Here is a 12,060-nt window from a genome sequence, read left to right on the forward strand (position 1 = left end):
CCATCTCGCGAATCTCGCTGACCCGGGTACGGATCAGGACGCCGCCGGTGGTGATGAGCATGATCTCGTCGCTGGTGTCGACCAGGGTGGCGGCGACCACCTTGCCGTTGCGCTCGCTGGTCTGGATGGCGATCAGGCCCTGGCCGCCCCGGTTGTGGCGGGTGTATTCGGAGACCGGGGTACGCTTGCCGTAGCCGTTCTCGGTCGCGGTCAGCACAGACTGGTCCTCGTTCTCGGCCACCAGCAGGGCGATCACCGTGGCGCCGTCGGGCAGCTTGACGCCGCGCACGCCGCGCGAGTCGCGGCCCATGGGGCGGACGTCGGCCTCGTCGAAGCGGTTGGCCTTGCCCTCGTCGGTGAACAGCATGACGTCGTGGTGGCCGTCGGTGATGGCGACCCCGATCAGGTAGTCGCCCTCGTCCAGGCGCACGGCGATGATGCCGTTCGAGCGCGGCCGGGAGAAGTCCACCAGCGGGGTCTTCTTCACCGTGCCGTTGGCGGTCGCCATGAAGACGTAATGGCCCTCGTCGAATTCCTTGACCGGCAGGATGGCGGTGACCCGCTCCTCGCCCTCCAGTTTGAGCAGGTTGACGATCGGCTTGCCGCGGCTGCTGCGGCCGCCCTGGGGCACCTCGTAGACCTTGAGCCAGAACATGCGGCCGCGGTCGGTGAAGCAGAGGATGTAGTCGTGCGTGTTGGCGACGAACAGGTTCTCGATGAAATCCTCTTCCTTGGTCGCCGCGGCCTGCTTGCCGCGGCCGCCGCGCTTCTGGGTACGGTATTCGTCGATGGCCTGGGACTTGATGTAGCCGGTGTTGGACAGGGTCACCATGACGTCTTCCGGGGTGATCAGGTCCTCCAGGCTGAAGCCGGCGGCATCCTCGACGATCTCGCTGCGGCGCTTGTCGCCGAACTGGTTGCGGATAGCGGTCAGTTCCTCGGCGATGATCTGGGTCACCCGCTCCGGCTTGTCGAGGATGTCCAGGAGGTCGGTGATGCGGTCCATGACCTCCTTGTACTCGCCCAGGATCTTGTCCTGCTCCAGGCCGGTCAGGCGCTGCAGGCGCAGGTCCAGGATGGCCTGGGCCTGGACGTCGGACAGGTGGTAGCCGTCCGGGTGCAGGCCGTATTCCGGCGCCAGGCCGAACGGACGGTAGGCTTCGCCGCTCTCGGAACGGGCGAGCATGGCCTCCACCAGGTCGGACCGCCAGGCCCGTTCCATCAGGCCGGCCTTGGCGTCGGCCGGGGTGGCCGCCGCCTTGATCAGGGCGATGATCTCGTCCACGTTGGCCAGGGCCACGGCCAGGCCTTCCAGGACGTGGCCGCGGTCGCGCGCCTTCTTGAGCTCGAATTTCGTGCGCCGGGTCACCACCTCGCGGCGGTGGCGCAGGAATGCCTCCAGCATATGCTTCAGGTTGAGCAGGCGGGGCTGACCGTCCAGCAGGGCCACCATGTTCATGCCGAAGGTGTCCTGCATCTGGGTCTGCTTGTACAGGTTGTTGAGCACCACCTCGGGCATCTCGCCGCGCTTCAGCTCGACGACCATGCGCATGCCGGACTTGTCCGACTCGTCGCGGATCTCGGAGATGCCCTCGATGGCCTTCTCGCGCACCAGTTCGCCGATCTTGGCGCACAGGTTGGCCTTGTTCACCTGGTAGGGCAGTTCGTCGACGATGATGGCCTGGCGGCCGTTCGACTTGTCGATCTCCTCGAAGTGCACCTTGGCGCGCATCACCACGCGGCCGCGCCCGGTCCGGTAGCCCTCGCGCACGCCCTCGACGCCGTAGATGATGCCGGCGGTGGGGAAGTCGGGCGCCGGCACGATGTCGATCAGCTCGTCCAGGGTGATCTCGGGCCGTTCCAGCACGGCCAGGCAGGCCTCCACGATCTCGTTCAGGTTGTGGGGCGGGATGTTGGTGGCCATGCCCACCGCGATGCCGGCCGAGCCGTTGATCAGCAGGTTGGGGATCTTGGCCGGCAGGATCAGCGGCTCCTGCTCGGAGCCGTCGTAGTTGGGGCCGAAGTCCACCGTCTCCTTGTCGATGTCGGCCAGGAGTTCGTGGGCGATCTTGGCCATGCGGATTTCGGTGTAACGCATGGCCGCCGCGTTGTCGCCGTCCACGGAGCCGAAGTTGCCCTGGCCGTCCACCAGCGGATAGCGCAGGGAGAAGTCCTGGGCCATGCGCACGATGGTGTCGTAGACGGCCGTGTCGCCGTGCGGGTGGTACTTACCGATGACGTCGCCGACGATACGGGCCGACTTCTTGTAAGCCTTGTTCCAGTCGTTCGACAGCTCGTGCATGGCGTACAGAACGCGCCGGTGCACCGGCTTGAGACCGTCCCTGACATCCGGCAGCGCGCGGCCCACGATCACGCTCATGGCGTAATCCAGGTAGGAGCGGCGCATCTCCTCTTCCAGACTTACGGGTAGGGTCTCTTTGGCAAATTGGTCCATGGCGGAGCGTTGTCGTTATCGGGGCAAAAAAGTAAGTAATTTTAGCACGAAACCCGCATCAGACCGAGCTTCCAAGGCCATCCGCAAGCCGTCCGAAGGCGCCCGGCAGGCGCCTTTTCCGGGCCCCCGCGCAGGGCCTGGATTCAGTGCCCCAGCGCCAGTGCCAAGGGCCGGAACTGGAGACCGTAGAACATCTCCAGATAACGCCGGGTTTCCGTGCGTTCGAGGTCGCTGACGTATTTCCAGAAGCCGTACACGCGTGCCAGGGTGAGCATGCGCTCGGCATAGCGCTGCCAGGTGTAGCGGGCCTCGACCCGGGCCAGGCCGCCGGCCGAGATGGCCTGCCAGTAGCCCTCCTCCTCCCGGCAGCGGGCGAAGAAGGCCGCCAGCTTGGCGGCCGCCTCGTCGCCGTGGTTGGGGTCGACGTGGAAGCCGGAGACGCCGTCCTCGATGATCTCCAGGGGGCCGCCGAAACAGGTCGCGAAGGTCGGCAGCCCGGACGCCATGGCCTCGATCACGGTCAGGCCGAAGGCCTCGAAGAGGGCCGGCTGCACGAAGGCGCCCCGGCGGTCGGCGACGAACCGGTACAGCTCTCCGGCGGTCGCCTTGTCGAGGTGGCGGCCCAGCCAGCGCACCTCGCCGTCGAGGCCGAAGTGGTCCATCAGGTGGTGCAGGTGCAGTATCTGCTCGCGTTCCTCGTCGTCGCCCGAGGCGGCCGGGTCGACGTGGCCGGCCACCACGAGCAGGTTGACGCGGGCACGCAGCTCGGCGTGGCTGCCGTACCACTCGACCAGTCCGGTGATGTTCTTGATCCGGTCCATGCGCGCCATGGTGAACAGCAACGGCTTGTCCGGCTCGACCAGGACGCCGCGCGCGTCGGCGCCGGTCTCGGCGCCGAACACCATGGCCTCGATGCCCGGGTGCAGGTGGCCGAGGCGGCGTTCGCTGCGCTCGTAGGGGAAATAGATGTCCGGATCGGCGCCCGGCGAGACGATGTTGAACTTGGGGTCGTAGATGTCGGTGCCGTTCACGACCCGGTACAGGCCGGGCAGCGTGAAGGTCATGTAGGACTCGTACTGGCCCAGGCTGTCGGCCGTGCCGGCGATCTCCTGGTAGGTCGAGGTGATGATGAAATCGGCGGCGTTCATGGCGATCAGGTCGGCCGTGAACTGGCAGCCGAAGTGGTAGTGCGCGTCCATGTCGCGCCAGTACAGATCGGAATACAGGTACTTGGTCTTTTCCAGGGCATGGGCGATGTTGCACTGGGTGACGCCCAGGTGCTGCGCCATGAGGGTGGCGACGAGGTTGCCGTCGGAGTAGTTGCCGATGATCAGGTCCGGCCGACCGTGCAGTTCGGCCAGGAGGTCGCGCTCGGCGTCGACCGCGAAGCGTTCCAGGTAGGGCCAGACCTCGAAGCGCGACAGCCAGTTCGGCAGCACCTCGCCCGCCGCGTTGCGGAACGGCACGCGCAGGATGCGGGCGTGGCTGCTGCCGGCGATCGCCTCGACGCGCTGGTCGCAGGTCGTACCCTCGGCCTCCGGGATCAGGCGGGTGATCACCACCACCTGCGGCTCGATGGCGTCCAGGCCCTGCTCGGCCAGGCGCCGGCGCATGTCCGCCTCGAGGGCGCGCACCTGGTCGAGGATGTAGACCACCTGGCCGCCGGTATCCGGGCGGCCGAGCACGTTGGACTGGCCGAACCAGCCGTGCGGCGACAGCACGGCGACCGAAAAGATCATCGGTATGCGGGCCAGGAAGCTCTCCATGATGGCCGGCGACGGCGCCTCCAGGAGGTCGCGCAGCATGGCCATGGTCTCGCGCACCCGGCCGGCGTCGTTACCCCAGCCCGGCTCGAAGCCGAGCGCGCGCAGGCGCGGTGCGAACTGTTCCCAGAGCGCCGCGCCGGGCAGCCGGCCGAGCAGGTGGTCGGCCTGGCGCAGGGCGGTGCGCAGGCTGTCGAGGTCGCCGACGTCGCTGCTCAGCATCAGTTGGCGTTCCTGGCAGCGATGCAGGCGCAGGAAATCGAGCATGCGCAAGGCGCCACCCTCCAGGGTTTCGAACAATCGGCTCGACAGGCGCCGGTTCAGGAAGCGCACGCCGTTGCCGATCGAATCCGCCTCCTGCAGCTTGGGCATCTCGCGGGAAAACGGCGCGACGTCGAATTCCAGGGTCCAGGCATCCTCGTCCGCCCCTGTGGCCAGGCGTTCCTTGAAATGCAGGTAGGCGGCGGCGTCGACCGGTTCGATGTCCATGGTTTCCAGGTGCACGCGCAGGTACTGCCAGCGCGCCACGTTGTGGCGCAGCGCCAGATACAGCCAGGCGTGGTTGACGGCCGCCTCCTGACAGAGGGCGACCGCCTCGGCGAGCGGCGAGTCCGGCATGCCGGCGTCGTCGTCGGCCTGGCTCGCGTAGGCGTCGGTGATCGCGCTGCGCAACAGGAACTGGCGGTCCAGCGCGACGAGGCTGTGCAGCAGGCGATGGGCGTCGCTGCGGTGGTCCTGGAAATAGCTGCGCAGGCGGTCGATCAGGCGAGGTTTCATGGCGCGCTCCAGGCATCCAGGAAGGGTCGATAGAAGGCCGCATCGGCCACGGTGGCACCGCGTACGCCGACGATGGCGGAGGCGAAGGACTGGGCCCGCTGCAGGCTGGCACCAAGGTCCCAGCCGGCCAGGAGGCCCAGCATCAGCACGGCCGAGAAGGCGTCGCCGGCGCCGACGGTATCGACCACCGGGCCGCTCGCGGCCGGGCGCACCGTGGCCTCGCCCGCCTCCACGTCGACCGCCTGGGCGCCCGCCGCGCCCAGGGTGACCACCACCCGGCGCAGGTCGAAGCGCCGGCACAACCGGGCGGCGCGCTCGGCGACCGAGCCGGCAGCGCCTTCGATGCAGGCCAGTTCGTCCTCGTTCAGCTTGGCCCAGGTCGCCCGTTCCAGCCAGGCCTCCAGGTCGTCCGCCCGCCACCAGGGTGGGCGCAGGTTGACGTCCAGGAAGATGGGCGCCCCCAGGCGCCGGGTCAGGTCGTCCAGGGCCCGGCGGGAATCCGGGCGCCAGAGCGCCAGGCTGCCGTGGTACAGCAACCCCGGGCGGCCGCCCGTCGCCCCGCTTGCCCGGATGTGGCCGTAGGCCTGGTCCGGGTCGATGCGGTAACGCGGCTCGCCGGCCGCCAGCTCGACGTCGACGCGGCCGGTGGCCCGCTCGGGGTCGGTTTCCACGGCGGCGCAGTCCATGCCCCAGTCGTGCATGGCGGCGAGCACCCGGTGCCCGGCCGGATCGGCGCCGACCCGGCTGACCAACAGCGGGGCCACGCCGAAGCCCTGCAGGTGCCAGGCGGTATTGAACGGGGCGCCGCCGAGGACCTCGCTGCCGTCCGGGAAGCGGTCGAACAGCACTTCGCCGAAGATCAGCGGCCGCCCGGTCAAGGCAGGTACTCCGGCAGGAAATGGGCCAGGCCTTCCAGGATGCCGGCGCTGTAGTTGCCGTTTAGGCCGCGCCAGCCGCCTTCGGCCAGGTACAGGCGCCCGCCGGTGCCGTTCGCCGCCGCCAGCGCCCGCGCCTGGTGGCGCACGGAGGCGGTGGCGTTGGCGACCAGGACGGCGGGAAACGGCCCGGCCAGGACCTCGAGGTCGTTGCCGCTGTCGCCGGCGAACAGGGTCCGCGCGGGGCCGAGTTCCAGGCGCTCGGCCAGGAAGGCCAGGGCGTGGAGCTTGCCCGCCGAGGCCGGCAGGACGTCGAGCAGGCCGACCGCGGCCGCCTCGTCGACGCTCCAGACCAGGTTGACCGCCGCGCCCAGGCCGGCCAGGCGCGCGCGGGCCTCGGCCAGGAGCCCGGCCGGATCGGCCAGGAGCGGCGTGTAGTAGCTCAGCTTGTGGCGGTTCTGCTTGGCCGCCTCCTGCAGGCGCAGGCCGGCCAATCCGGCCAGGGCCGGCGCCAGGTCGCCCGCCTCCCGGCCTTGCCAGTCGCCCGCGATAAACATCTCCCAGTCCGCGATCGGCCGCCAATCGCCCCCTCGACGCGGTACACGGTGCTGCCGACGTCGCCGATCAGATAATCGGGCACGGGCAGGCCGTACTCGGCGATGGCCGCCTCGACCAGGGCGCGGTGGCGACCGGTGACGTAGGCGAGGACGACGTCGGGGCGCGCCGCCACCCGGGCGAACAGGGCACGGGCGCCGGGCGACTCCGGCGCGGCCCCGTTCGGGATCAGGGTCCGATCCAGGTCGGTGGCGATCAGGACCCGGCCGCTCATCGGCCATCCGCCCCGGGCACGTTGCAGCTGCCGTAGAAGTCGTAGTGCTCGATCGCCTCCAGGATGCCGCGCGCATAGCCCGCCTGGGCGAAATAGATGCGCTCGACGTCGGCCAGCTTGGACAGCTCCTCGTGATGACGGTTGGCCACCACCACGGCCAGGGTGTTGCCGCGCATCATGTCCTCGTCCGCACCGGAGCCGCCGGCCGCGAGCACGTGCTCCAGGGGGATGCCCCACTGGTGCGTGAACCAGCGCAGGGCCATGCCCTTGGAGGCGCGCACCGGGGTGACGTCGAGGAACTGGCCGAACGCCAGCGACACGTTGACGGTCTGTTCGGCCTGGTGCAGCAGGCTGTTGATCGTCTCTAGCGGCGGCGCCACCTGGGGATCGATGAAATAGCTGACCTTGAAGCCGGTCTGTTCCTCCTTGCCTTGGCGCTTCAGGCCGGGCAACTCGTCGAGCACGGCGCGCACCGCGCGCGGCGTCCAGAGATGGTCGATGTGGCGGCTCCAGGCCTTGTCCTCCTGGTATTCCGGGGCGTAGTGGATGGCCGTACCCAGGCTGGATATGAGCACGTCGGGCATCGGGATGCCGTGCCGGCGCATGACCTTGAGGGCGGATTCCAGGCTGCGCCCGGTGACGATGCCGAAGCTGGCGCACTTGCGGTTGGCGCGCACGACGCGCACGAAGTCGGCCAGCGAGGCGGGATCGCCGAGCAGGTTCTGGTCGAGATCCGTGAAGATGGCGCGGTCGTGGTATAGCCGCGGGCGCCGGCGCAGGACCGGGTGCGCCGGCGCCGTGCCGCCTTCGAGCAACGGCCGCACGGCGGCCAGGTAGGCCTCGGCGTGGGCGGTCCAGGAATAGTGCCGCTGGACGCCTTCCAGGCCCTGCTGGGCCAGGCGCCGCCGGCTGTCCGGGTCGTCGATGACCTCGAGCAGGGCCGCCACGATGGCGTCGCCGTCGAGCGGGTCGACCAGATAGCCGTTGCGGCAGTTGGCGACGATATCGCGCGGACCGCCGTCTGCGGTGGCGACGATGGGCAGGCCGCTGGCGGCCGCCTCGATGAGGGTGAGGCCGAACGGCTCGGTCAGGGCCGGATTGATGAACACCCCGCCCGAACTGGCTGCCAGGCGGTAGAGCACCGGCACCTCGTCGCGCCGGTGGTGCTTGGGGTAGGCAATCCGGCCATACAGGTCATAGCGGTCGATGTCGAGCAGCAGGTTGCCGAGCACCGCCTGGGCGCCGCCGTCGAGGTCGCGGACGTCGTCCCGGTTGCCCGCCACCACGACCAGGTTGGCCTTCTCCTGCAATTCCGCCGAGCTGCCGTAGGCCTGCACCAGGGTGGCGATGTTCTTGCGCTCGTCCGGCCTGGAGATGGCCAGGACCAGGGGTTTGTCCGGCTCGCGCAGGAAGCGGGCCACCTCGCCGGCGATCGGCTCGGCGCGCTCGCCGCCGTCCGGCGGCTTGAAACGGGCCAGGTCGACCCCAGGCGGGATGACGCGCATCTGGCCGGGCTGATAGTGGTCGTAGAGGCCGTATTGCTCCTCGACCTCGTCCGCCGTGGAGGCGATCACCAGTTCCGCCGCGGCCAGGGTATCCTCCTCCGCCTCGACCCGCCGGCCCATCTGGTAGCGAGCCTCGATGACGTCATGCTTGAGGCCGGCGGCGAACAGGCGCCGGCGCTTGACCCGGCCGAGCGAATGGCCAGTATGGACCAGGGGTACGCCGAGCTGGGCGGCCAGCCGCTTGCCGACGTAGCCGGCGTCGGCGTAATGGCTGTGCACGAGGTCGGGCAGGCGGCCCTCGGCGCGCAGGAAGCTCAGGGTGTTGTCGGCGAAGGAATCGAGGTGATCCCAGAGCGATTCCTTGGCCAGGTAGCCTTCCGGCCCGGCGTCGATGCGGACGATGCGGGCGTTGCCGGCGAGCGGCTCGACCGGCGCGGAGTAATCGGGACTGACCTGGCCATCGAGCACGCGCCGCGTAACCAGGTCGACCCGGGCGACGCCCGGGCACGCGGCAAGGGCACGGGCCAGTTCGACCACGTACAGGGTCTGCCCGCCGGTATCGGCATCACGCCCCAGTTCCAGGTCGTGGCTGCGGATCAGGCCGTGGATGCTGAGCAACAGGACATACAGGCCCGGCGCGGCGGTTTGGGAAGATTCCGGGAGGGACGGACTGCCTCCCCCGAGACCAGAATTTCGCGAAACCATGTTTTTTAGGGTAACGCGATTACCCGAGTGAGGCAAAAGGCCCGCCGGCCCCGGGGTACCAAGCCGCGGTGCTCCGGCACGCAGTGCGGCCGAAGGTCATGCGGTCAGCGCGCCCCACAAACCAGACGATATTACTCGGGTATTAAACTATCATTAGTCGTGCTGCACCCCACCACCCTTCAGTCCGCACCAGGAGAACGCCATGGAACGCCGCACCTTCATCAACGCCGCGCTGGCCAGCGCCGCCGGCCTCGCCCTCGTCAGCAAGGCCCAGGCCGCCGAACCGGCCGGCATGGAAAACGTCATCTTCAGCGATGCCCAGCCGGGCCATTGGAAGGGCAAGCAAGGCACGCACGTACCGGTCGTCGAGGTCAGCGGCGACACGATCAAGGTCACCACGCCGCACCCCATGACCGAGGCCCACTACATCGTCAGCCACTCGGTCGTCCTGCCGGACGGCCAACTGCTCGGCCGCAAGACGTTCACCTCGAAGGACGCGCCGATCTCGACCTACACGCTGCCCGCCGGCGTGAAGGGTCCGTTGACCGTTACCAGCACCTGCAACCAGCACGACTGGTGGATCAAGACCGTCACCCTCTGACGCACCGGCGCGGCGCCGGGCAGTCGAGCGCCAAAAATGAAAAGGCCGGGCGAACCCGGCCTTTTCCATGCCGAACAGGCGCCGATCAGCGCTTGAGGGCGGCCAACCGGGTCCAGGTCGAGACGACCGTGTCCGGGTTCAGCGACAGGCTGTCGATGCCCTGCTCCATCAGCCACTCGGCGAGATCCGGGTGGTCGGACGGGCCCTGGCCGCAGATGCCGACGTACTTGCCATCCTTGCGGCAGGCCTGGATGGCCATGGCGAGGAACTTCTTGACGGCCGGATTGCGCTCGTCGAACTTCTCGGCCACCAGGCTGGAGTCGCGGTCCAGACCCAGGGTGAGCTGGGTCAGGTCGTTGGAGCCGATCGAGAAGCCGTCGAAGCGTTGCAGGAACTCCTCGGCCAGCAGGACGTTGGACGGCAGTTCGCACATCATGACGACCTTGAGGCCCTTCTCGCCGCGCTTGAGGTCGTTGTCCGCCATCACCGCCAGGGCGTCGTCGGCGTCCTTGAGGGTGCGCACGAACGGCAGCATGATCTCGACGTTGGTCAGGCCCATGTCCTCGCGCACCCGCCGGATGGCACGGCACTCGAGTTGGAAGGCATGGCGGAACATCGGGTGGGCGTAGCGGCCGGCGCCCCGGAAGCCGAGCATCGGGTTCTCTTCCTCCGGCTCGTACTGCGGGCCGCCGATCAGGTTGGCGTACTCGTTCGACTTGAAGTCGGACATGCGCACGATCACCCGCTTCGGCCAGAACGCGGCGGCGATGGTGGCGACGCCTTCGGCCAGCTTCTCGACGTAGAAGTTGACCGGATCGCCGTAGCCGACGATCTTGTTCTCGATGGCCTTCTTCACTTCGGCCGGCATCTTCTGGAACTCCAGGGCGGCGTTCGGGTGGATGCCGATGGCGTTGCTGATGATGAATTCCAGGCGGGCCAGGCCGACGCCGGCGTTGGGCAGCATGGCGAAGTGGAAAGCCTGCTCGGGGTTGCCGACGTTCATCATGATCTTGACCGGGATGTCCGGCATGGCCTTGACCAGGGTCTCGGTCTTCTCGAACTTGAGCAGGCCGGCGTAGACGTGGCCGTCCTCGCCCTCGGCGCAGGACACCGTCACCTCGGCGCCTTCGGGCACCGTGGTGGTGGCATTGCCGGCACCGACCACGGCCGGGACGCCCAGTTCGCGGGCGATGATGGCGGCGTGGCAGGTACGGCCGCCCCGGTCGGTGACGATGGCGGCGGCCTTCTTCATGACCGGTTCCCAATCCGGGTCGGTCATCTCGGCGATCAGGACGTCGCCCGGCTGCACCTCGTGCATCTGGTCCAGGGTCTTGATGACCCGGGCCTTGCCGGCGCCCACCTTGCTGCCGATGGCGCGGCCGGTGGCGATGATCTCGCCCTTCTCGAGCATCTTGTAGCGTACCTGGACCTGGCCGGCGCGCGACTTCACGGTCTCCGGCCGGGCCTGCAGGATGTACAGCTTGCCGTCGTGGCCGTCGCGGCCCCACTCGATATCCATCGGGCGGCCGTAGTGCTCCTCGATGATCATGGCGTAGCGGGCCAGTTCGAGCAGCTCGTCGTCGTCCAGGCAGAAGTTGTGGCGCAGGCCGACCGGCACTTCCTCGACGCGCGTGGAACGTTCGGCCACGGCCTCCGAGGCGAACACCATGCGGGTGGCCTTGTCGCCCAGCTTGCGCCGGATGATGGCGCGCTTGCCGGCGGTCAGGTTGGGCTTGTGGACGTAGTACTCGTCCGGGTTCACCGAGCCTTGCACGACGGTCTCGCCGAGGCCGTAGGAGCCGGTGATGAAGACCACGTCGGGGAAGCCGGACTCGGTATCCAGGGTGAACATGACACCGGCGACGCCCAGGTCGGAACGCACCATGCGCTGGATGCCGGCGGACAAGGCCACGACCTCATGGGCGAAGCCGCTGTGCACGCGGTAGGCGATGGCGCGATCGTTGTAGAGCGAGGCGAAGCAGCGCTTCACCGCGTCGATCAGGTTGTCGGCGCCCTGGATGTTCAGGTAGGTTTCCTGCTGGCCGGCGAAAGAAGCGTCGGGCAGGTCCTCGGCCGTGGCGGAGGAACGCACGGCGAACTGCAGGTCCTCGCCGGCTTCGGCGCACATCAGGCGGTGATTGTGACGGATGCCGGCTTCGAGACCGGGAGGCAGCGGGGCCTCCATCATCCAGCCGCGGATTTCGCGGCCGGCATTGACCAAGGCCACGGTGTCGTCGACGTTCAGGGTCGCCAGCTTATCGGCGATGCGGTCGGCCAAACCGCCCTGGGCCAGGAATTCCCGGAACGCGTCGGCCGTGGTAGCGAAGCCGTCCGGAACCCGGACGCCCTTGCTGGAAAGGTTGGAAAGCATTTCCCCGAGAGAGGCGTTCTTGCCACCTACCTTCTCCACGTCGTGCATGGACAGGGTTTGAAAGCGCGCGATATAGTCCATCATTATCCTCGATACGAGGCCAGGCCCGGCGCCCAACGCCTCCCCACGAAGCGCGACGACCGTGACCAACTAAATTTTCGAACACAACCCGCGAGCTC

8 protein-coding genes are annotated in these 12,060 nt (G+C 68.4%); 1 reads left to right on the forward strand and 7 read right to left on the reverse strand.

Annotated elements, in window-relative coordinates:
• The 6 genes from gyrA to EZJ19_RS01900 form a co-directional block, all read right to left on the reverse strand.
• Positions 1-2,455: DNA gyrase subunit A (gene gyrA, locus EZJ19_RS01880; RefSeq protein ID WP_131444613.1), on the reverse strand; the 2,455-nt coding region annotated here is incomplete at its 3' end.
• 143 nt (positions 2,456-2,598) lie between these two features.
• Positions 2,599-4,995, reverse strand: coding sequence for a sucrose synthase (locus EZJ19_RS01885; RefSeq protein ID WP_131444614.1), 2,397 nt, complete (start codon positions 4,993-4,995; stop codon positions 2,599-2,601).
• Positions 4,992-5,873, reverse strand: coding sequence for a PfkB family carbohydrate kinase (locus tag EZJ19_RS01890; protein WP_131444615.1), 882 nt, complete (start codon positions 5,871-5,873; stop codon positions 4,992-4,994). The genes EZJ19_RS01885 and EZJ19_RS01890 overlap by 4 nt, the downstream gene beginning before the upstream one ends.
• Positions 5,870-6,427 (reverse strand): HAD family hydrolase, encoded by a 558-nt coding sequence (locus EZJ19_RS01895; RefSeq protein WP_206199286.1) that lies wholly within the window; start codon positions 6,425-6,427, stop codon positions 5,870-5,872. The genes EZJ19_RS01890 and EZJ19_RS01895 overlap by 4 nt, the downstream gene beginning before the upstream one ends.
• Positions 6,313-6,699 carry an HAD family hydrolase gene (locus EZJ19_RS16525; protein WP_206199287.1) on the reverse strand — a complete coding sequence of 129 codons (387 nt, stop codon included), beginning with the start codon at positions 6,697-6,699 and terminating at the stop codon, positions 6,313-6,315. Before EZJ19_RS16525 ends, EZJ19_RS01895 begins: the two co-directional genes overlap by 115 nt.
• Complete coding sequence (locus EZJ19_RS01900) at positions 6,696-8,822, reverse strand: HAD-IIB family hydrolase (protein ID WP_240754614.1); 2,127 nt, start codon at positions 8,820-8,822, stop codon at positions 6,696-6,698. Before EZJ19_RS01900 ends, EZJ19_RS16525 begins: the two co-directional genes overlap by 4 nt.
• A 289-nt stretch (positions 8,823-9,111) precedes the next feature.
• Here EZJ19_RS01900 and EZJ19_RS01905 point away from each other — a divergent pair, with 289 nt between their 5' ends.
• A complete protein-coding gene (locus tag EZJ19_RS01905) occupies positions 9,112-9,510 on the forward strand; it encodes a desulfoferrodoxin family protein (RefSeq protein ID WP_131444617.1) in 399 nt (132 codons plus the stop codon).
• An 85-nt stretch (positions 9,511-9,595) separates the two neighbouring features.
• Here EZJ19_RS01905 and ppsA read toward each other — a convergent pair whose 3' ends face one another.
• Complete coding sequence (gene ppsA / locus EZJ19_RS01910) at positions 9,596-11,965, reverse strand: phosphoenolpyruvate synthase (protein ID WP_131444618.1); 2,370 nt, start codon at positions 11,963-11,965, stop codon at positions 9,596-9,598.
• Positions 11,966-12,060: the final 95 nt, after the last annotated feature.

Source organism: Parasulfuritortus cantonensis (genome assembly GCF_004337445.1).
GTDB classification, from domain to species: Bacteria; Pseudomonadota; Gammaproteobacteria; order Burkholderiales; family Thiobacillaceae; genus Parasulfuritortus; species Parasulfuritortus cantonensis.

Coding starts and splice junctions, on each gene's coding strand:
- ppsA (WP_131444618.1), bottom strand. CDS start 11,965: ATGATGGACTATATCGCGCGCTTTCAAACCCTGTCCATGCACGACGTG.
- EZJ19_RS16525 (WP_206199287.1), bottom strand. CDS start 6,699: ATGAGCGGCCGGGTCCTGATCGCCACCGACCTGGATCGGACCCTGATC.
- EZJ19_RS01895 (WP_206199286.1), bottom strand. CDS start 6,427: ATGTTTATCGCGGGCGACTGGCAAGGCCGGGAGGCGGGCGACCTGGCG.
- EZJ19_RS01885 (WP_131444614.1), bottom strand. CDS start 4,995: ATGAAACCTCGCCTGATCGACCGCCTGCGCAGCTATTTCCAGGACCAC.
- EZJ19_RS01905 (WP_131444617.1), top strand. CDS start 9,112: ATGGAACGCCGCACCTTCATCAACGCCGCGCTGGCCAGCGCCGCCGGC.